This is a genomic window from Luteimonas arsenica, assembly GCF_004352825.1.
Lineage (GTDB): Bacteria > Pseudomonadota > Gammaproteobacteria > Xanthomonadales > Xanthomonadaceae > Luteimonas > Luteimonas arsenica.
In genome coordinates, this window is record NZ_SJRW01000002.1 from 201,022 (window position 1) to 221,915 (window position 20,894).

Here is a 20,894-nt window from a genome sequence, read left to right on the forward strand (position 1 = left end):
GCAGTGAGCCTGAACGAAGAGAGAGCGGGCTTACCTCAAAAGTTGATAGAACTTGATTTCGAGGATGGCCTCCGGCATGATCTTCAGATGACAAAGACCCTTCGCATCGATGCAGTAACGGGGAAGATGCAGGAGAGGGGCTGGACTCAGGCCCACTTGGCTGAGCAAGTGGGCGTGAGCGCCCAGACCGTTACCAACTGGCTCAAGGGGCGGGATTTTCCCCGACCGAGCGCGTTGCTGAAGCTTGCAGTGACGTTGGGCCTCGGATTCGAGAAGCTGGTTGACTCCGGAGCATCCTCCGAGCCAATCATCGCCTTCCGCAAGAAGGCCGGAGCAAAGACCACTGACCATCACATCAGCAAAGCCCGTGGCATAGGGCAGTTGCTGAAGCCGCTGGTGCCCGTTCTTCCTGAGACAAGGCAACTTCGGACCCTGATTACTTCTCCGAGTTGTGAATACGGCCAGCTGCGCAAAGCGGTTGAGCAGACTCGGTCAGAGTTGGGCATCGGGCAGCATGCGGTTCTGTCCTACAACCACCTCATTGGCCAGTTCAAGAAGAACGCTGCCATCTTGGTCCCCGTGCTCTGGGGGAAGAAGGGCAATCATGAGAATGCCCTTCACATCCGCCTGCCGGAAGAGGATGTGACCTTCATCTTCCTCAACCTAGACGTCAGGTTGGAGGACTTTAAGTTCTGGATGGCTCACGAACTGGCGCATGTTTATACGCCGGAGCTTGCCGGAACGGAGGAAGGTGAAGACTTCGCGGATGCGTTCGCCGGCGCATTGCTGTTCCCGCATGAGTGCGCGGAGAGCGCCTATCGCGAAGCTTGCAGCCAGCCAAAGAGTGCGCTCATCGGCGTGCTAGCTGGGTACGCCGATCATCACCAAGTGTCTTTGTACACGGTGCATCAGCAAGTTAAGCGCTTTGCGAAGCAGGCCGGCCTTCCGCTCCTGCCAATGGAAGACAAGACCATCCATCAGGTTCGGAACAGCACCGCAGGCCCTACTGTCAGCGATGCGCTCTTTGACCCGGCACCTCCCGAGGCAAAGAACTACATTTCCATTGCCAGCTCGGTTTTCCAGTCGGACTTCTTTACTGCACTGGAAAGGTTGGTCAAGGAGCGCGAAGTCGGGGCCGGCTACATCCAGCAGATTCTGGATGCTCCCCTGAAGGACTCCGTGTCCCTCCATAGAGCGTTGGCTGGTTGACGCTCGTCCTGCTCGATACCAATGCCTACTTGCGTCTGGCCAAGCGGGTCAGGCCGATGCTGGGTGTGGCATTCGGAACGAAAGAGTACGTCCTCACCGTTCTGAAAGATGTGGAAGAAGAGGTCCATCGCAATCCGAACCTCCGGTTCAAGTTCCCGTGGTTTGATGAGCAGGTATTGGCCGATGAGCGGCTTGCCGCTCGGGTTCGGCTGACACAGGAGCAGAAGACCAGTATCGATGCCGCAGCAAGCGTGCTGCGGGCTTCTGTCTTGGCGGACCCAATGCGATTCATGGCCGGCGGAGGCTCACCTCCCAGTCCGGTGGACTGCCGTGTGCTGGCCCATGGTTTCGTGAGGGGATGCCTTGTCACCACCGATGACCTGAGCATGCACAAGCTGGCGGGTGAGTTCGACATCCGCGTCTGGCACGGCTACGAACTGTTGAAAGCGTTGCTCAATGCAAAGGCCGTTGATTCGGTGTTGGTCAAGGAAATTTTCGACGCCTTGGAGGCCAATGGCGACCTCCCTGCGAGTTGGCGGGCAGCGCGATACACCAAGTTCCCCAAGATTTTTAGCACCGCCAAGAAGTAGGAACTGGTCTATCCGCACGGCGGCTCGATGCAGCACGACATCGAACCAGATTGGGATGGGCTGTCCGGCGGTGCAGCGAGATTTGTCACCTGTGCCTTCAAGTCATCAGTGTCCAACACCGCGATGACGCCGGGCACCTCGAATAAGTGGCCTCACGCTCCCGGTTGGGGTGACTCTGGCGGTTTCGTGCCGGGGCGATAGGTCGAGTCGAACACCATGTCAGCCAGCCAGCGTTTGAAGTTCGGGTTGTCGCTGAACTGCTTGAACAGTTCGGTATGGTCGTCCAGCAACTCCAGCACAACGCGGTTGAGCGCCTTGTCGTGCTCCAGCCGCGCGTTCTGCTTGCCGGAGTTGGCCTGTGCGTTCTGATACGCCTTGTCCCGCGCCACGCGCGTGGGGATTTCCTCGGCAATGACCTTCTTGATCTTGTCAGCGTCGTGCCATTCGATGTTGCCGAACAGGTCGTTGAACTGCCTGATGACGTTCGAGAGCCTGTCCAAGTCCGGTTCACCGCCCCCTCCGCCGCCGCCGGGAGGAGGAGGCTCGACGACAGCATCCGCGTCGTCCAGCGCCATCTTCATGGATGCGAGCGCCTGCGCCCGATAGCTGTCCATGTCGATAGCCTCCAGCACGCCCTTGGAGAGGTCTTCTTCCTTCGGGGCTGGCAGCTTCGGAATCAGGAAGTTCAGGAAGATCGACAGCTTCTCCCACCCCGGATGCCCGTAAGGCAGGATCGCCGAGAGGAAGGCGTAGCTGCGCACGAACGCCTTCGCCGTACCCTTGAACTTGACCTGATCGTCCTCGCCGAGCTTGCTGACGTACTCGGCCACGCAGATATCGAGAATGGGATCAAGCTTGTCCCGGTCGGCACCGGACAGATACAGCGCCACCAATTGGTCCACCTGCTGCGCGCTGTAAACCTGCTGCGCATCCAGCTCGCCCTTGAGGTCGTGCAGCTTGTTCGCGTCGGTTTCGCCGTCCTGAATCGTGGCGCGGTAATACTCCTGAAATGCCGCTTTTACGGCCTCGGCATTGTCGGCGAAGTCGAGCACGAAGGTGTCCTTCTTCTCCGGGTGTGCGCGATTGAGGCGCGACAGCGTCTGCACAGCCATAACGCCCGCCAGCGGCTTATCCACGTACATCGTATGCAGCAGCGGTTCGTCAAAGCCGGTGACGAACTTGTTGGCAACGATGAGGAAGCGATACGGGTCATTCTTCAGCTTGTCCGGAATGTCCTTGCTCGGAAAGCCGTTGAGGTCAGCCTCGGTCTTCTTCGACCCGCCGACCTCGAAGTCGCCCGAATACGCAACAATGGCCTTGTATGGGCTTTTGATCTCCGCGAGGTAGTCCGACACCTCACGGAAGTAGTCGATGGCTCGGGCGATGCCGTTGCAGACGACCATCGCCCGCGCCTTGCCGCCGACCTTCTTCGCGCCGATCACCTGCGCGGTGAAGTGATCGACCATGATCTCAGCCTTGCGGCGAATGGCCTTGTCGTGCGACTCGACGTACCGGCGAATTTTCTTCAGTGCCTTGAGCTTGTCTACCTGTGGATCATCCTCGATGGTCTTGGCGACATGGTAGAAGCTATCCACCGGCGTGTAGTTGGCGATCACATCGCGGATGAAACCCTCCTGTATCGCCTGCTTGGTGGTGTAGGTCAGTTCCTCCGGCGAGCGGAACTGCACCTTGTCACCCACCGCCACCCGTTCGCCGAACAATTCCAGCGTCTTTGCCTTCGGAGTCGCGGTGAAGGCGTAGTAGCTGACATTGGGCAGCAGCTTGCGTAACGCAATGCGCTTTTCGATCTCGGCATTCACCGCATCTTGCGTGGAATCTTCTTCGAAGTCTTCCTCGTCCGTCTTGCCGCCGAGGGCCTGATGCATCTTGGCCGTGGTCTTGCCGCCCTGACTGGAATGCGCCTCGTCGATGAGCAGCGCGAACTTGCGGTCGCCAAGGTCGCCCAGCTCGTCGAGGATGAAGGGGAACTTCTGCACCGTGGTGACGATGATCTTCTTGCCCCGGCGCAGGAAGTCGCGTAGCTCTTGAGCGTTGTCCGAATGGCCGAGGATCGAGGCCACATGGTCGTAGCCCTTGATGGTCTTGTGGATCTGAGTGTCGAGCGCGCGCCGGTCAGTTATGACGATGACCGAATCAAATAGCGCCTGCGTCTCGTCCGCCTCCGTCTTCAATTCTACCAACTGGTGCGCCAACCACGCGATGGAGTTGCTCTTTCCGCTGCCCGCCGAGTGCTGGATCAGATAACGCTTGCCAACCCCATCTTCACGGCTTCGACGCAACAGGGCGCGCACCGTGCGCAACTGGTGGAAGCGCGGGAATATCGGCTTACGCCGCTTCTTCTTCCTACCGTTTGAATCCTCCTCCTCTTCCTCCACCACCTGCGCGTAGTTCTCGATGATGTTGGCGAGCGAGTCCTTTATCAGCACCTGCTTCCACAGGTAATCGGTCTTCAGGCCATCCGGATTGGGCGGGTTTCCCGCGCCACTGTTCCAGCCCTGATTGAACGGCAGGAACCACGATGCCTTGCCCTTCAGTTCAGTGCAGAAGCGCACCTCGGCGTCATCGACCACCATGTGCGCAATGCAGCGACCCGACTGAAACAGCAACTCCTTCGGATCGCGCGTGGTCTGGTACTGGACGACGGCGTCCGTGACGGTCTGCTTGGTCAGCGAATTCTTCAGCTCGAAGGTCAGCACCGGCAGGCCGTTGATGAAGACCACCAAGTCAAGTTCGTTGCCCGAATCGTTGCTGTAGCGCACCTGCCGGGTGACGCTGAAGATGTTCTTGCCGAAGGCTTCGGCGGCAGCGGCGTTGCCCGGCGTTGGCAGCAGCTTGTAGAGATCGACCGACACCGGCCCATGGCTTACACCCTTGCGCAGCACGTCCACCACGCCACGCTTGGCGATCTCGCCTTGCAGCCGGTGCAGGAACTGCGTGCGCTGGATGCCGTCAGCGGCGAGATTCAGTGTTTCCACCACCTTGGGCTGCGTGGCTCGCAGGAACTCCAGCAGCTTGGCCACATCCAGCGCCACGTCGCGGTTGTAGTCGGAGGTGCGACCCAGCACGTAGCCGCCGGCCGCATAGATCGCCCGATCTTCGCCGGCTGCATCCTCCGGAACGGCCGGATGCTCGGTGATGCCCGCCAGATGGCGCACGATCAGCCGTTCCAGTTCCTTCTCGCTGGTGTCGGTCGGTTTCATGCGTCGCCTCTCTCATCGCGCATCATAAAAGCCCTTGACGCCGCACTTTCCGCTGAGATCAATCCTCCCCATCGGGGTTCTCCTCGTCGGCGCTGCCCACGTCATCCTCACTCAGCGCGGCTAGGTCGTCATCGCTGACCACGTCATCCGGGCCGGGCCGCCAGCCGCGCAGGTCCACCTGCCCGGTGACGGCATCGGCGATCAGGCGGTCGCGGTACTCGCGGATGAGCTTGATTTCGGCCACTGCCTGTTCGATGGCCGTGTCCAGCGGGGCGCTTTCAGACTGGATGTGCGCGACGATGGCCTGCTGTTCGGCCACGGTAGGCGGCATTGCAATGGGGAAACGCCCAAGCACGGATTCTGCGATGGCCGGGTATGCGATGCCGATGGAGTTGGCCGTCACCCGGTTCACGAAGGCGCTGCTCTGGATGACGTAGCCGAGGTATTCCGGCTCTACGCCGTTGCCGGGCGTGAGCACCGCGAAGCCCGTGGATGCAATCAGATCGTCGGCTTCCTCGTTCACATACCAGATGGCCTTCAAGTACGTCCGCACGGTGGAGATGATGGTGTCGCCGCGGCGCAGGACGCGGCGCGCGCGGGATGGCGCAGCTTCGAAGCGGATACGCTCCAATTCCTTCGCCAAACGGCCCGTTTTCACCGAGCCGATGTCCACATAACGGAACTCAAGATCCGGGGCGGTCTTCTCGCCGAGCGTGCTGGCGTTGAGGCGCACCCAACGCTTGAGCGGCTTCGCTTCCCAATGCCCCGGCACCTCGCCCAGCCACTCGATACCGGAAAGCTTGAGGTGCACGGACGTATCCAGACCGCGCGTGACGGCGTGGTCGATGATGCGCAGCTTCTGCTCGGTCAGCAGCGCGATTAGGTCGCGCTTGGCCTTGATGAAGCGGGCGATGTGCGCGTCTTGCGCGCGCAGATAGGCGACGATCTGGTCTTGCTCGGGGCGCGGGGGCAGCGGAATCTCCAACGCCGCAAAGCGATCCGAGTAGAGCCGCAAGAAGCCCGATGTGCCCGTGCCAAGCCCCTTCGATTCGGAGCGGAATAATCCGCGCATCGGCCACGAGCGGAACAGGTGGCCGAGGTACTCGGGGTTGTCGTCGCGTAGCAAGCGGAACACCGCGTAGTCCGGGCTGACCAAGCCGGGCTGACGATTGCGGAAGAACATCGCGTTGCCCGCCTGCATCCGGTTCAACACCAGTTCGTCTGGTTGCGCCTTCTTGTAGCCGATGAGATCTTCCGGTGCGATGCGCTTGACCGAAACATCGTTGTGCGGAACCAAGCCACGGTGCATACGCATGGACAGCAGCGTTTCGTCGCCCGTTTTTGTGCGGTCGTCGATCTCTCGCAGAAAGTTCTTGGCACGAAGCAACGACCAATGCTCCGGCACACGCGGAACCCAACGGGAACGAACCGGGCGATACGCTTCATACTTCGTCGTGCCTGACGGGGCCGCCGCCGGAGGAGCGGGGGTCTCGACGGTGGCGGCAATATCCGCACCGAACAGGGATCCTTGCTCCCGAGTCTCGGCTTCCTGCGGTAGGGGTGATTCCGAGGTCACTTCAATCGGACGCCCGAACAGCAGGAATTGTGGAATGTCAGGGGGCGCAACATCGAGGGCCGCATCGCGCCCTTGCTGCTTGACCTGTTCGCGCAGTTCCATCAGCAGCCGGCCCAAGACGTTCATGCCAACTAGGGTATCCCCGTCGTCTACGACCTTGGCTCCCCAGAAATCGTCCTTGCGCGACTCTTCGACGATAGGCCGCTCGCCGGTTCTTAACAGCAGCGCGCTGAAGGTGTTCCAGTTGTTGGCCAGCTTCATACGCAGACTCCAGCGCATGATTCGAACGCGCACCTGCTCCCAATCAGGACGCGAATCCTTGCGATAGGGCATGCTCCGCATCTTGGCCGTTATCGGGCTGATCTGACCGACGATCATCTTCTGCACATCGGGAAGATGCGGAAAGCGGCAGACCTGATACAGCGCCTCGGAAGTCAGTATCCGCACCCCACTTACATGGATTGGGTAACCCCCGGCCATGTTGGAGAGTCCCCCAAACGGCTCATCCGTCTTGAGGAAAACGACGCTCTCCTTCCGGCTGTAGGAACGGGTTTGATCTCTTCCACCCATCAGAGATCGTCTCCCGTCAGATCGGCGAACATCCTTCTCACCGCTGTCTGCGTATTCGTGGTGCGCGGGAACAGGGGATACCATGGCGCATCTACCCAGAACGCCAGCGGGGCGTTGTTGGGGCAGTTGCGGTAGGTGACGATAAGTGAGCCGAAGCCCAGCGTTTCCAGCGTCATGTGGCCCAGCGGTCGCTGCGTGGTGCCGAGGTTGGGGCAAATCTGCCGGATGTGGACACCGGCCTTCAGGAACTCCTGCTCCAACAGAATCTTGGCCGTGTCGTTGGAGAACAGACCCGCAGTGCCAGGGTTACCAGCGGCTCTGAGCGTCGGCTGGTACTGCATAGCAGCCACGTAGGCTTGCACCGCTGGATCGTTCGGGATCACCGTTGGACGCAGCACGTCCGACGACGCGCTGTAGGCTCGTCTGTCCTCCAGCACGATGGCGTGCCACCAAGTGATGTCGACGCTCTTTCCCGAAGCTCTGATGACTTCCTGAATCTTGGTGTTCGCGTAGTACTGCCCGCCACTGTGCTGGGCGATGCAGATCACATGCACCTTGGCCTGAGCGGGCGCGTGGTCACGAACCCATCCTTCCAAGTCGCGCCGCACTCGGTTACCGGTGAAAATGCCGTCATCCAGATAGATGAAGACATCGCCGCCGCGCCCGCAGCCGTCGATGCCGAATCCGAACTCGCCCGTCAGTTGCTCGGAGAACAGGGCCAGCATGTCGGTCTGGCTGTCGCCGCCGCCCTGAATGTCGAGGAAGTTAGCGTTGCACCAGAACTGCTGCACATTGTCGCCGGTGAGCTTCTGGGTACGGATCGCGCCACGCATGAACTGAGATACTTTCTCCTTCGAGAAGTAGATGTTCTTCAGGACGTGGTCGACCTCTTGCAGGATGGGCAACTGCACGGCTGCGTCGAACTGCTGTACCCAGCGCTCGACGTGGGCGGGAATGGGCTGCGGGAGCGAGCCGTCCCGGTAATCCTGAATCGTGTTGGCGATGGACGCCAGTAGGTCATCGCGCTGGCTCATGCGGGAGCGCCTCCCACGATCTTGTTCAGCAAGCCTTCGGTCTGCTGCTCCAGCTTCAGGATGTCGGCGCGAATTTCCTCCAGCGACCGTAGCGGCGCGGGCTTGTAGAAGTAGCGGGCAAACGAAATCTCGTAGCCGATCTGGGTCTTATCGCCATCCACCCACGCATCGCTGGCGTGCGGCAGCACCTCGCGCCGGAAGAATGCCTCGATGCCACCCGGTTCCTTCAGCGGCACTTGCTCGGTGTCGCGCAGGTCAGTGTCCGACTCATACCAGATCACTTCGCGGCTCTTGCCATCGCCCACGAGGTAGCGCCCGTCGATGACCGGCTCGAAGTCGTCGCTTGCCTTGAGCTTCTGCCGCTTGGCGACTACCGGTGGCGCGGTTTCGTCGCGCCAGCTCACGGCCTTGAAGATGGCCTTCTTGTCCGTAGCGCCGAGCTTCTGACCGCGTGCCTTCATCGCCATATCAAACCGCTCGCGGAAGACGTTGTGGTCCTCGAACACAGCGTCGCCCAAATCCTGATGCGCCAGCCACGCCAAGTCGATCAGCGCCTTGTCACGCTGCCACGTCGCGGCGTCCAGCAGCTTCTTGCGGCGCTTCTCCGGCACGGCCTTTCTCGCGGGAGCGCTGTCTTCACCGTCCTCGGCTTCGTCATCATCGTTGTCACCGTCGCCCTTGAGCCATGCTTCGATCTCGGGCTTCAACTTGACGAAGTCGGTGTAGAGTTTGTCGCCGTGCTGGGCGTAGATTTCCGCACGCAGTGCGTCGTCGCCGCTGGCGAAGCGCAGGGTTTCGATGGCGGCGGGCTTCAACTGGCTTTTCAGGCGCAGCGGGCGCTCGACGGTGATCTTCCAGTAGCCGAAGTCCTGCGTGTCGAACCATTTGGACTGCGACGTTTCCTGTGCCTCACCCAAGTAGAGGTCGAGGATGCGCTGAATGTCGGCCTCCGCCAGTTCGCAGTTCTTCTTGCCGAGGTTGCGGCGCAGCGGCTGGAACCACTGGCTGGCGTCGATCAACTGGACCTTACCTCGCCGTTGTTCCGCCTTGCGGTTGGCCAGCACCCAGATGTAGGTGGCGATGCCGGTGTTGTAAAAGATGTTGAGCGGCAGCGCGATGATGGCTTCGAGCCAGTCGTTCTCCAGCACCCAGCGGCGGATGTTGCTTTCGCCTTGCCCGGCATCACCGGTGAACAGCGCGGAGCCATTGTGGACGAGGGCGATGCGGCTGCCCACGCCATCGGCAGGCGCGTTGTGCTTCATCTTGGACAGTTTGTTCACGAGGAACATGAGCTGGCCGTCGCTGGAGCGCGTGATGAGCTTGAGTTCCGGGTTGTCGCCGTGGCTGACGATAAAGCGCGGATCGTTGAAGCCCTTCTTTCCGCCCATGCGCTCCAGATCGGTCTTCCAACTCTTGCCGTAGGGCGGATTGGAGATCATGAAATCGAACTCGCGCGAACGGAACTGGTCGGCGGACAGCGTGGATTTGTCCGCGCCGCCAACGATGTTCTCCGCCGAGCCGCCTTCGCCCTTGAGCAGCAGGTCGGCCTTGCAAATGGCGTAGGTTTCGTCGCTGATTTCTTGCCCGAACAGATGGATGGAGACTTCCTTGCCATGGTCGTCGGCCAGTTCCTGCAAGGTTTCCTCGGCCACGGTCAACATGCCGCCGGTGCCGCAGGAGCCGTCGTAGAGCAGGTAGGTGCCGGACTGGATGCGCTCGGCCACGGGCAGGAACAGCAGCTTGCCCATGAGCTTGACCACGTCGCGCGGCGTGAAGTGCTCGCCCGCTTCCTCGTTGTTCTCCTCGTTGAAGCGGCGTATTAGCTCTTCGAACACGGTGCCCATGCCGTGGTTGTCCAGCGGCGGCAGCTTGATTCGCCCGTCGGCGTCCTTGACCGGCAGAGGCGAGAGGTTGACCTCGGGGTCAAGGAAGTCCTCGATCAGGTAGCCAAGGACGTGGGCATCAACCAGCTTCTGGATCTGGTTGCGGAAACTGAACTTGGTGAGGATTTCCTGCACATTCGGCGAGAAGCCATTGAGGTAGGCGATGAAGTCCTCGCGCAGGCGCTGCCCGGCGGCGCTGGCCTTGAGCTTGGCCAGCGTGAACTCGGAGACGTTGTAGAAAGCTTGTCCCGCCGCCATGCGCAGTGCACCGTCCTGCTCGGCCACGTTGTGCGCGTCGAGGAACTTCTTGCGCTCCAGCACTTCCTGTTTGGTCGGCTCCAGCACGGCGTCCAGACGGCGCAGCACGGTGAACGGCAGGATCACGTCGCGGTACTTGCCGCGCACATACACATCGCGCAGGCGGTCGTCGGCGATGTTCCAGATGAAGTCGGCGACCCACTTGATCTGGCTCTGGTCTTGCTGCTTCGTCATGCCTCCCCCTTGGGCTTGCCGTCGCCTGTCGTTTCTCGCGCAATCCACTGCTCAAGATCGGCCTTGCGAAACCGCCAAGTGCCGCCGAGCTTGAACGCAGGAATCTTCTTGTCCGCCGCAAGCCGATAAACCGTGCGCTTGCCTGCCTTCAGGTAGGCGGCCACCTCGTCAATCGTGAGGATTTCGTCCGGCGGGTCACTCATCTGCTTTACCTCGTCGTCTTGCAGTGCGGCTGGTCTACTGGCGAATCATGGCATAGGACTTCGAGATCTGGCAGACTTGGGCAAACTTGGCAGCATCAGTGATGCCTGACCGGCTTGGATGGAGAGCTATGGCATCCGGCTACGAGGCGGCTTGAGAGGCGTTGCCGCTGTACCAAATCCTGTCCATCGCCAAGCTGGCCCGCATCGCGTGTACGTGACGGAGTCGAGCTAAAATCCGCTCGTCTGGCGGCATGGCGAGCCTTGTCATCCATACCCCTTGAACCGGCGGTGTCCATCGTCGCGCCGGTTGCCGGACACCCGGTCATCGTGAAAGCCAGAAAAATCGTACTCTGCTGCGCCTCTTTCGGGCGGTTGACGGTGGAGTCTTGGCTTCGGCTTATGCGTCCCCCCACGATGACCACTTTTTCACCCAGTTGATGGCGAACTCAACTGGCCTTCCTCATCTTGATGCCGTGGGGCGAGAAGTTCAGTCGGCTGGCGAGCTGCAGATAGCGACGGACATGGCGCAGGAACTCCGCTTCGCTCATGCCATCGGGTTCGGCGAGGGAGCCAAGCAACGGCCCTTTGTCGCCCAGCCTTTCTCGCAGTTCCCAAATCTGACGCATCGTGCGCTTCGCCGCGCTGTCACGCTGGCAGCCGTAAGTGACAGGCTCTGGCAGTCCCTTCCGGCTGCAGAAGTGCCACAAGCCCGGGTAGCGGTAGAGCTTGCGCGCGAGGCCCCCTGTCACAGGACATACGAAGCACCACCGCTGGCCGCCGCGAGGCATGGCGATGGGTGCAAGCTCCACGGACTGCTCGATCTTCATGCCATCGGCGCCCCGGTGCTCGATGGTGAGCAAACCGGCCGTAACCCCAACCTCGGCGCGCAGGATCGTCTCCGCGATGGCGCTGCCGCCGCGCAGGTGGCGAATCCCGACCACCCGCCTCGCCTCACCGCGCCTGTTCCACCCTGCCGGCTGCCGGGCAAGGCTGAGGCTGTCGATGCCGATGAAGGTTGCCCATTCCAGCGGTTTCCGGTTTCGAGCTTTGCCGGCCATACCTAAATCCACATTGGGGCCGCCTCTTACCGCTTGCCCTCATCGTCGTAGAGCCAGTACCCGGACTCCCGCTTTGCGACAAGTTCGGGCAGGTCATCCCTCTTGGCAATTTCATCCGCAAGGAACGCCCGCAGCCTTGTCTCTGCATCCAGCGTCAGGATGAACCTGCTTGCCAGAAATACTATTGCGTCCTCCTGATCTTCACCCTTGAAGGAGTACATCTCGCCACACCGTTCAACCCAGTCCAGCGGCCTGACGTGATTTTGCCAATCAATTTTCGTGCCCTTCGCGGTCTTCTTCTTGGTCATCATTTGGGTTCCTTGTGGTTGGGTTACGCGCCGGCTATGCGCTTCCAGTCGGCGCGGTCCAGCGAGGTCAGGGGCAAAGGCTCATCGGCACCAGAAGTTCAGATACTCACTCAAGGAGCATCTCCTTCGTTGTGGCCTACTTCGGCTTGCCGGCAGCAACTGCGTGCCCGGCGGAGGACATGAACGGTCGGGGGGCGCTGGTGTTGCGCGCTCCCTTCTTGCCGCGATAGCTCTCCCAGTCGAAGGCGACCAGTTCGCTGCCGTTGTCGCGGAGGCGGTCGATGACGCGCTCGCCGACATAGGGCGTGAGGTTCTTGATGGACAGGTTGGAGGCGACCAGCGTGGGCAGCTTCTCGCGGTAGCGACCGTCGATCACGTTGAAGATGGTCCGGAGCTCGACTTCGCTCCCCGACTGGACGCCGGCCTCGTCGAGGATGAGCAGGTCGGCGCCGGTCAGGTCAGCCAGCACCTGCGTTTCGTTCTCGCCTTCGCGACGGCCCCATGTGTCCGTGAATCGCCGCGTCATGTCGCTCGCGGTGGTCCAGCGGACGCTGGCGCCCATTTTCATCAGGGCCATCCCGATGGCTACGGCGAGGTGAGTCTTTCCGCAACCGGGCTTGCCGGTGAAGAGCAAGTTACGCCCCGAGTAGACGTGCTCGCCGAAGTTGGCCACGTAGTCTCGGGCAACGCTCAGCGCCTTCTGCTGGCCCGGATTGTCTGCGATGTAGCTGTCGAGACTTTCTTCGAGGAAGCCCCCGGGAATGCCGGAGGCACGGATTCGCTCATGCAACTTGTGACGCTCCATTTTGGCTTTGTGCTCCTCTTCGCGGCGAACGATCTCCGCGACGCACTCGGCACAGTGGCCAGTCCATTTCAGAAATTTCACCACGGTGTAGTCCCCGAACTCGTCCTTGCCGGGGCCGTAGCACTCCTTCTGGACCTCCTCGTACTCGCCGTGCTTGTTGCAAGTAGCGGTACGGGTCAAGGTGGTGGTGTTCAGCTCTTGGTGTTCCATTCGTCTGCGTCCTTCTGGTAGTCGATGTGGTCGAAGCCGGTGTGCGCGGAGGGTTTCGGGCGGCTACCGCGTGGGGAACTGGCCAGAGCCGGTCGCGCCAGCCAGCCGTTGATGAACTTCCCGATTCCCTGCCGAGTCTTCCGCTTGGTGGGATTCACGCGGCACCACTGCCTCATCTGCTTCAGTTCGGCGAGCACGTCTTTGCTCGGGTATGCCTCTTCCCATTCCCGGACTTCGGCGTTCGTGATGACGTGTTCACTGCCGTCCTTCAGGAGGATCGAGATTCCGGTTCCTGCCGCCGGGGTGGTGACAGCTACATCCTGCTTGCTCTGATGAACCTCATCCTGATGACCATTCCGGCAGCGCGGAGCTTCAGCTCCGGAAAGATGCTCTTGCTCTTTGGTGGTGTTGGTGGTGTTGGTGGTGGTGCAATCACTCACCGGTGAGTAACCGGTCACTTCGGGGTCAGTCACCATCGCGTCACCGGTCTCTTCATCATCACCTGCGTCCTTCAGCCTCTGTCGTTCGCGGTAGTCAGCCTGATTTTTCGCCTTCCGGATCTTCCGCTTGGTCATGTCGAAGACCTGCTCAGTGATGACTGGGTGGTAGAGCCGACCGTCGTTGGCTTTCCACCAGCCGCGCATGAGGACATCCCTGCTGGCCTTGAACTCCGGCAAGGGCATGCCGATGCGGGCCGCGATAACGGCGTCGTTGTCGGGCAGAGACCCGGCCGGGAGCTGCGTCCACGACACGATCCAGACCATCACCATGAACGGGCGCTGGCGCGGTTCGGCAATCGCCCACGAGTCCGACTGGCACACGCGTTCAATGTCCAGCTCGAACCGAAAGCCGCCGGCCTTTGTCGTTGCGGGGTACGGTGGCGCCGGCAGCTCGGAAACTACGGCGACGGCCACCTGCTCGGTGGCGCCATCATTAACCTGCACGCCGCCCCCGGCCTGTGTGTCTACGAACCCCATAGGCTCCCCACCGGCGGGGTTTTCCTTTTTACCCGGCGCCGGCATCGTTCGCCTCCTGCATCAAGCTCTCGCGGAGGCGCAGCACCGCGCGGCGGGCACCGTTGAGGTTCACGGCGACATCAGCGGCGTAGTCGGCATCGGGGCGGTTGGCCAGCGCGTGGAGCTGGTTGCGGATGGCGTCACCGATCTCCACGAGGCTTGCTTCGGTGATTGCGGCGCTCACGAGGCGCCCCCGGCGAACCCGTCCGCATCGTCGTCTTCGGCGGCTGCTTCCTTCTTCGTCTCGGCAGCTTCCGCCTGCTTCTCCTTGGCGACTACTTCCGCCTTCAAGGCAGCGGCCTTCGCCCAGCCGACCGGATCGGCCAGCCACGCGCGTACCTCAGCGGCATCCCACACCGTCAGGCGGGGAGTGATGCGGGTGGACTTCGGGAACTTGCCGGCACGCTCCCAGCGCCAAATCGTGGAGCGGGACTCGGTTCCGGTCAGGCGCTTGACGGCGCTGAAGCGGATTTTGCCTTCAACAGGCAAATCGGGATTGATGGTGGTGACGATGGAGTGCGGCACGTGTCGCCTCATTGCTGGTTATTGCCAGCGATTAGGCGTCAGCCACCATCCCCAGAATCTACCGTCCCCACCCGACCCAAAGCGGGTTGGGTGCGGTCTGTTGGCTAGATCGCTACGAAAGCGACCTCTTGGATTTCCTTGCCATACTCCCAGCCGCGCTTGAATTGCGATGCGCTCAAGGATTTCTTTCCCACCAAAATTTTGCGGACCGCAGCTTTCGGTGTCGCCTTACCATCTTCGCGGGCTGGGAGCGCTTTGGGTTCAAAGCCCCCAGCCCTGAGAGCGTCAAGGATCAACCCCAGATGCTTCTCTTTCTTGTAAACATGCCGGTCTGACTGCTGCGACTCGATCTGCTTCGTGGCGTTTTCGACAGGGACATCAATCAACAAGCGATTGAGGAGGCCCCAGTCCGCATCTGCACCAATGGCAGCCTTTTCAATCTCAGACCTGACTACCGCTACCGACGTCGCCGGAACGATCTTTGGCCCGTAGGCGTCCCTTAGTAGCGCATCCCTCGCCATCGCTTGCCAGCTACTTCCAGACGGCGCGGACGTGACCGTCGTGTACGCCTTCAGCTCATCATCCGCAATCTTGCCCATGATGTCGGCACGCGCCTGCGGATTTGCGCTGATGCCGCACTGACGGAAGTATTTGAACAGGGTGGTGGCGTCGGCAATCTTCATGTGTTGAGGCTTTCAGAGAGGTTCAGGCGGCGGGACGGAAAGGCACGACGTTGGATGCCGGTGTTGGGCTAGGCTCACCCTTTTCACAGGCGACGATGAAGTTGGCCCACTTCTCCAGCGCTTCGCGGCGTTCAGGGATTTCTTCGCGCACGTCGTAGACTGCCTCCATTCCCTTCAAGACATGGTTGAGGGCAACCTCGGAGATTTCCCGAGAGATGCCCATGTTTCTCAGGTGGCCTTTCGCCGTCGAGCGAGTGTCATGGGGCGTGAACTTGCGGATTTCGATTTCCTTGCGGTTGAAGGCGCGCTGGATGGCCGCCCACAGCGTGGTTTCGACCGTGTGAGTGTCGCCGCCCTTGTTGCGCCTGCGCCGCTCCTGCCGGGCTGGAAGCAGGTATTCCGAACCGCCGGAAAGCTCAATTAGCTCGCGGAACCAGCCGACGACAGTGGGGGTCAGCGGCACCAGAAAGCCGGTACGGGTCTTCACGTTCTCGTCTGGCACCCACCAGACTCCGCGCTTGAGGTCGATGTCGGCCTTCTTCGCCTTGACCAATTCGCAGGTGCGAACGCAGGTGGCCAGCAGAATGCGGAAGGCGAGCGCGTTCTCCATGCCGATGATTTCGATGTCCGGAAGGAGCTTCCGCAGTTCGTCTTCGGAGAGCATCACGCGCTTACGAATCGGCGGCCGGGCGCCCTTGAGGGCGTTCATCTTGATGCCGGTGCAGGGGTTGGCCGAAACGATCCGCAGGGCAATAGCGTGATCGAACAGCTGGGAGAGTGTGGTCTTGACCCGCCGGGTGATCGTCCATGTGCGCTTGATGTCGATCAGGACCGACACAATGTCGGTCGTGGTGACGCGCTGGACCTCGCGCGAACCGAGGCGGGGAAGCACTACGTCGTCGAGGTCATACCCCCTGTACTTGATCGTCCCCGACGCGAGACTTGTCTCCGTCAGGCACTTCTCCCGGTAGTCGGCTACCAGCTCACGCATCGTCCATGCGGCCATGGCGCGAGTCTTCTGCTCCTGCTTCTCGGCAGCCGGATCGCGCCCTTCGTCGATAGCGACACGGTGGGCGCGAGCCTTTTCGCGGGCGGAGGCGAGTCCGAGGTCGGGGTAGTTCCCGAGGGTGAGTTCCTTGCGTCGCCCGCCCGTGCGGTAGCGAAGCACCCAAGCAGCGGTTCCACTCTTGGAGAGGGTGAAAGTCAGACCGTCGCCGTCGGACTTTGCTACCGACTCGCCCTTGGCGATCCAACGCTTGATCTGAATGTCGCTAAGAAGATTAGTGGTCTTTGCCATGCTGTCGCGCCCCCATGGGTAGCTAGTTGCCAGATGCTTCTGGCTACCCACTTAGCTACCCAATTTCGCTGCAAACATACGAAACAATGAGACACGTTGTGAAGCACTTTTTCCGGCAGAAACAATTACCTATAGGTAATGGCGCAACGACGTGAAACGTCAAGAGGTGCTAGAAGAAATTGCAGCTGGCGATTTTCATGCGCCGATGATCCTCGTTCCGCATCGCAAAGGGCAAACCGCTCCGCTCACCGCGCCAGCATCCGCACCAGCCGGTCAGCCAGGCCGCGGTACGGCGGCCGCAGCAGGTCGCTGGCCGCGAGCCGGCGCTGCCACAGCACCGGCACCGCCTTGGTCATGGCATCGAAGCCGGCGCGGCCGTGGTAAGCACCCATGCCGCTGGCGCCGACGCCGCCGAAGGGCAGGCCGTGGGCGGCGAAGTGCAGCAGGGTGTCGTTGACGGTGACGCCGCCGGCCATCACCTGGCCGAGGACGGCTTCGACCGTCGCCCGGTCATGGCTGAAGGGGTACAGCGCCAGCGGCCGGTCGCGCGAACGCACCGCGGCGATGGCCTCGTCGAGCGTGTCGAAGGCGATCACCGGCAGCACCGGGCCGAAGATCTCTTCCTGCATCAGCAGGGCGTCGTCGCCGGGATCGAGCACCAGGGTCGGCGGGATGATGCGTCCATGCGCGGCCGTGGCCGGGTCGATGTCCGCCAGTTCGACGACCTGTAGTCCGCGCGCGCGGGCATCGTCGACCAGGGCGAGAAGCCGGGCGTGGTGGCCGCGATTGATGATGCGGGTGTAGTCGCCGGAGGCGGCGAGGTCGGGGTAGCGCGCGCGCACCTCCGCGCGCAGCGCCGCCACCAGCGCGTCGCGCGAGCTGCGCGCGACCAGCACGTAGTCCGGGGCGATGCAGGTCTGTCCGGCGTTGAACCACTTGCCGGTGGCCAGGCGCGCGGCGGCCTTGGCCGGCGGGTAGTCGGCGGCGACGATGGCCGGCGACTTGCCGCCCAGCTCCAGCGTCAACGGCGTCAGGTTGGGGGCGGCGGCGGCCATGACCTTGCGCCCGACGGCGGTGGAACCGGTGAACACCAGGTGGTCGAAGGGCAGCGCGGAGAACGCGGCGCCCACTTCAGGGCCGCCGAGGGCCACCGCCACGCGATCTTCCGGAAACACCGAGGCCAGCAGCGTGCGCAGCCAGGCGGCGGTGCGCGGCGCGTGCTCGGAGGGCTTGAGGAAGGCGTGGTTGCCGGCGGCGATCGCGGTGGCCAGCGGCACCAGCGCCAGGACCACCGGGTAGTTCCAGGGCGACATCACGCCGACCACGCCCAGCGGCTCCCGGCGCAGCTGCGCGCGCGCCGGCCACAGCCGCCAGCCGGCGCCGCCGCGCTCCGGCCGCATCCAGCGCCCGAGCGAGCGCTGCAGGCGCTGCACCTCGGACACCGCGCCCATGCCTTCGGCGCGCAGGGTTTCGTGGCTCGAGCGGTGGCCGAAGTCCGCGCTGACCGCCTCGACCATCGCATCGCGGCCGGCGCGCAGGGCCTCGGCCAGGCGCCCGAGGTCGGCGCGGCGCTGGCGGGCGTCGGGGCGCTGCCGCTCCCAGGCGCCGCGCAGGCGTTCCAGCGTGGGCCGCAGCGCGTCCACCGGCGTGTCCTCGATCATGGCCGCGACTATAGCCGGGCTAGAATCGTCGAATGACCAACATCCGACCGTACCGCGGCCAGCTGCCGAAGCTCGGCGCGCGCGTCTACATCGACCCGGCCGCCACCGTCATCGGCGACGTCGAGCTTGGCGACGACTGCTCGATCTGGCCCGGCACCGTGGTCCGCGGCGACGTCAACTTCGTGCGCATCGGCGCACGCTGCAACCTGCAGGACGGCACCATCGTCCACGTAAGCCACCGCGGCCCGCATTCGCGCATGGATGGCTACCCGACGATCATCGGCGACGACGTGACCATCGGCCACGGCGCTATCGTCCATGCCTGCACGATCGGCAACGGCGCGCTCATCGGCATGGGTGCGACGGTGATGGACGGCGCGGTGGTCGAGGACCACGGCTACGTCGGCGCCGGCGCGCTGGTGCCGCCGGGCAAGGTGGTGCGCAGCCGCGAGCTGTGGCTCGGCAACCCGGCGAAGCGGGTGCGCCTGATCGACGATGCCGCGGTCGAAGGCCTGCTTTACAGCGCGGCGCATTACGTCCGTCTCAAGGATGAGTACCTCGCGGCCACGTGAGCGTTTTTGGCGGCGCGCTGCGGAGCAGTGGCGCATGTCTCAGTCGGCCGTCACCAGGTGCGCGTGCTCCGCGCGCAGTTCGCCGTAGATCGCGTCCGTCTCCGGCGCGGTCCCGTGCCAGCGCGCGAACGACAGCGCCGCCTGCTCGACCAGCATGCCCAGGCCATCGACCACGGCATAGGCGCCGCTGGCACGGCCCCAGGCCAGGAAGGGCACGGCCGCTTCGCCGTAGTTGAGGTCGACCGCGGCCATGCGCCGCCCGACCAGCGAGCGCGGCAGCGTCGGCAGGCCGTCGCTGCGCGCGGCCGAAGTGGCGTTGACCACCAGTTCGAACTCGCCCAGTGAGCCGATGTCGCCCAGGTGCCGTGGATGCACGCGCCCGGGCTGGCCGAGCAGGTCGGCCAGGGCGTCGGAGCGCGAGGGCGTCCGGTTGACGATGTAGAGGTCGCCGATGCCGGCGTCGAGCAGGGCCGGGGCGACGCCGCGCGCGGCGCCGCCGGCGCCGATCAGCAGCGTGCGGCGCGCGCGCAGGTCCAGGCCGTGGCGGCCGGTGAGGTCGCGCACCAGGCCTTCGCCGTCGGTGTTGTCGCCGTGCCAGTCGTCGCCGTTGCGGACCAGGGTGTTGGCGGCGCCGGCGCGGCGCGCGCGCTCGGTGACGTCGGCGCAGAGCGCCAGCGCGGCCTCCTTCAGCGGCAGGGTGACGTTGGCGCCGGCGCCGCCACGGGCGGCGAATTCGGCCAGCAGCCGGGCGAAGTCGTCAGGCCCGGCGTCGATGGCCTGGTAGTCGATGGCGATGCCGGCGTCGCGGCCGAAGCTGGCGTGGATGCGCGGCGACAGCGAGTGCGCGACCGGATGCCCGAACACGGCGTAGTGCTTCATGACTGCCTCCCGGATGCGTGGCGGCGCGCGGAGCGCCGGCCCGTGCCATGGAGTCTACGCCCGGGCCGTGCCGGATGGCGTCATTCGCGCCGGGTGCCGGCCCGCGGCCGGCTCAGCCTTCGCGCAGCCAGCGCGCGGCGTCGAGTGCGAAGTACGTCAGCACGCCGTCGGCACCCGCGCGCTTGAAGCCGAGCAGTGCCTCGAGCGCGCAGGCGCGCTCGTCCAGCCAGCCGTTGGCCGCGGCGGCCTTGAGCATCGCGTACTCGCCGCTGACCTGGTAGGCGAAGGTGGGCACGCCGAAGGTCTCCTTCACCCGGCGCACCACGTCCAGGTAGGGCATGCCCGGCTTCACCATCACCATGTCGGCGCCTTCGTCGAGGTCGGCGGCGACTTCGCGCAGGGCTTCGTCGGTGTTGCCGGGATCCATCTGGTAGGTGCGCTTGTCGGCCTTGCCCAGCGCGGACGCCGAACCCACGGCGTCGCGGAAGGGCCCGTAGAAACTGGAGGCGTACTTGGCGGCATAGGCCAGGATGCGCGTATGCACATGGCCGTCCTCTTCCAGCGCCATGCGGATGGCGCCGATGCGGCCGTCCATCATGTCGCTGGGGGCGACCACGTCGGCGCCGGCGCGCGCGTGCGACAGGGCCTGTTTCACCAGGGCTTCGACGGTGGCGTCGTTCTGCACGTAGCCGGCGTCGTCGACGAGGCCGTCCTGGCCGTGGCTGGTGTAGGGATCGAGCGCGACGTCGGTGATCACGCCCAGCTCCGGGAAGCGCGACTTCAGCGCGCGCACCGCACGCTGGCAGAGGCCGTCGTCGTCCCAGGCCGCGGCGGCGTCCAGCGACTTGGCCTCGGGCGCGGTGACCGGGAACAGCGCCAGCGCCGGCACCCCGAGCTCGCTGGCGGCTTCCGCCTGGCGCAGGAGTTCGTCGATCGACAGGCGCTCGACGCCGGGCATCGAAGGCACCGCGGCGCGGCCGGCAGGCTCGTGCACGAAGACGGGATGGATGAGGTCGTCGACGGTCAGCGTGTACTCGCGCATCAGGCGGCGCGAGAACGCGTCGCGGCGCATGCGCCGGAAGCGGGTGTCTGGATAGGCCAT

The 20,894-nt window shown here is 63.3% G+C and carries 19 protein-coding genes; 3 read left to right on the plus strand and 16 right to left on the minus strand.

The genetic code is table 11. The features are described from left to right. Window positions 1-3: 3 nt before the first annotated feature. The gene (locus tag E2170_RS08390) at window positions 4-1,209 is read left to right on the plus strand and encodes an XRE family transcriptional regulator (RefSeq protein ID WP_207914954.1); all 1,206 of its coding nucleotides are present in this window, start codon (window positions 4-6) and stop codon (window positions 1,207-1,209) included. Then, on the plus strand, window positions 1,206-1,799 hold the full coding sequence (locus E2170_RS08395) for a hypothetical protein (RefSeq protein WP_133000235.1): 594 nt from the start codon (window positions 1,206-1,208) through the stop codon (window positions 1,797-1,799). Before E2170_RS08390 ends, E2170_RS08395 begins: the two co-directional genes overlap by 4 nt. A gap of 152 nt (window positions 1,800-1,951) precedes the next feature. On the opposite strand, the gene E2170_RS08400 is transcribed toward E2170_RS08395, so the two are convergent. From E2170_RS08400 to E2170_RS08465, 14 genes are all read right to left on the minus strand, one after another. Next, window positions 1,952-5,020, minus strand: coding sequence for a type I restriction endonuclease subunit R (locus E2170_RS08400; protein WP_133000236.1), 3,069 nt, complete (start codon window positions 5,018-5,020; stop codon window positions 1,952-1,954). Window positions 5,021-5,078: 58 nt separating this feature from the next. Further along, window positions 5,079-7,166: an NADAR family anti-phage protein gene (locus E2170_RS08405; protein ID WP_243708124.1), complete on the minus strand. Its 2,088-nt coding sequence runs from the start codon at window positions 7,164-7,166 to the stop codon at window positions 5,079-5,081. Next, the gene (locus tag E2170_RS08410; protein ID WP_133000237.1) at window positions 7,166-8,200 is read right to left on the minus strand and encodes a phosphoribosyltransferase-like anti-phage protein; all 1,035 of its coding nucleotides are present in this window, start codon (window positions 8,198-8,200) and stop codon (window positions 7,166-7,168) included. Before E2170_RS08410 ends, E2170_RS08405 begins: the two co-directional genes overlap by 1 nt. Next, the gene (locus E2170_RS08415; RefSeq protein ID WP_133000238.1) at window positions 8,197-10,575 is read right to left on the minus strand and encodes a type I restriction-modification system subunit M; all 2,379 of its coding nucleotides are present in this window, start codon (window positions 10,573-10,575) and stop codon (window positions 8,197-8,199) included. Before E2170_RS08415 ends, E2170_RS08410 begins: the two co-directional genes overlap by 4 nt. Continuing rightward, window positions 10,572-10,778 (minus strand): methylation-associated defense system helix-turn-helix domain-containing protein MAD1, encoded by a 207-nt coding sequence (gene mads1 / locus E2170_RS08420; protein ID WP_133000239.1) that lies wholly within the window; start codon window positions 10,776-10,778, stop codon window positions 10,572-10,574. The genes E2170_RS08415 and mads1 overlap by 4 nt, the downstream gene beginning before the upstream one ends. Window positions 10,779-11,224: 446 nt before the next feature. Then, window positions 11,225-11,836, minus strand: a complete 612-nt coding sequence (locus tag E2170_RS08425; RefSeq protein ID WP_133000240.1) for a hypothetical protein — start codon at window positions 11,834-11,836, stop codon at window positions 11,225-11,227. Between the two features lie 26 nt (window positions 11,837-11,862). Further along, window positions 11,863-12,144, minus strand: a complete 282-nt coding sequence (locus E2170_RS08430; protein WP_133000241.1) for a hypothetical protein — start codon at window positions 12,142-12,144, stop codon at window positions 11,863-11,865. A 136-nt stretch (window positions 12,145-12,280) separates the two neighbouring features. After that, window positions 12,281-13,159 (minus strand): ATP-binding protein, encoded by an 879-nt coding sequence (locus tag E2170_RS08435; RefSeq protein ID WP_133000242.1) that lies wholly within the window; start codon window positions 13,157-13,159, stop codon window positions 12,281-12,283. Beyond that, on the minus strand, window positions 13,141-14,181 hold the full coding sequence (locus E2170_RS08440; protein ID WP_133000243.1) for a DUF1376 domain-containing protein: 1,041 nt from the start codon (window positions 14,179-14,181) through the stop codon (window positions 13,141-13,143). Before E2170_RS08440 ends, E2170_RS08435 begins: the two co-directional genes overlap by 19 nt. Continuing rightward, entirely contained in the window at window positions 14,165-14,359 is a 195-nt protein-coding gene (locus E2170_RS08445; RefSeq protein WP_133000244.1) for a hypothetical protein, read from the minus strand. The genes E2170_RS08440 and E2170_RS08445 overlap by 17 nt, the downstream gene beginning before the upstream one ends. Beyond that, window positions 14,356-14,700, minus strand: coding sequence for a helix-turn-helix transcriptional regulator (locus tag E2170_RS08450; protein ID WP_165942205.1), 345 nt, complete (start codon window positions 14,698-14,700; stop codon window positions 14,356-14,358). The genes E2170_RS08445 and E2170_RS08450 overlap by 4 nt, the downstream gene beginning before the upstream one ends. 104 nt (window positions 14,701-14,804) lie before the next feature. Beyond that, entirely contained in the window at window positions 14,805-15,383 is a 579-nt protein-coding gene (locus tag E2170_RS08455; RefSeq protein WP_133000246.1) for a hypothetical protein, read from the minus strand. Between the two features lie 22 nt (window positions 15,384-15,405). After that, window positions 15,406-16,680, minus strand: coding sequence for a tyrosine-type recombinase/integrase (locus E2170_RS08460; protein WP_133000247.1), 1,275 nt, complete (start codon window positions 16,678-16,680; stop codon window positions 15,406-15,408). A gap of 245 nt (window positions 16,681-16,925) precedes the next feature. Further along, on the minus strand, window positions 16,926-18,341 hold the full coding sequence (locus E2170_RS08465; protein WP_133000248.1) for a coniferyl aldehyde dehydrogenase: 1,416 nt from the start codon (window positions 18,339-18,341) through the stop codon (window positions 16,926-16,928). A 32-nt stretch (window positions 18,342-18,373) separates the two neighbouring features. On the opposite strand from E2170_RS08465, the gene E2170_RS08470 reads away from it, so the two are divergent. After that, window positions 18,374-18,913, plus strand: coding sequence for a gamma carbonic anhydrase family protein (locus E2170_RS08470; RefSeq protein ID WP_133000249.1), 540 nt, complete (start codon window positions 18,374-18,376; stop codon window positions 18,911-18,913). 39 nt (window positions 18,914-18,952) lie between these two features. Here E2170_RS08470 and aroE read toward each other — a convergent pair whose 3' ends face one another. Both aroE and hemB read right to left on the minus strand, forming a co-directional pair. Then, entirely contained in the window at window positions 18,953-19,792 is an 840-nt protein-coding gene (gene aroE, locus E2170_RS08475) for a shikimate dehydrogenase (RefSeq protein ID WP_133000250.1), read from the minus strand. A 112-nt stretch (window positions 19,793-19,904) separates the two neighbouring features. Further along, window positions 19,905-20,894 carry a porphobilinogen synthase gene (hemB, locus tag E2170_RS08480; RefSeq protein WP_133000251.1) on the minus strand — a complete coding sequence of 330 codons (990 nt, stop codon included), beginning with the start codon at window positions 20,892-20,894 and terminating at the stop codon, window positions 19,905-19,907.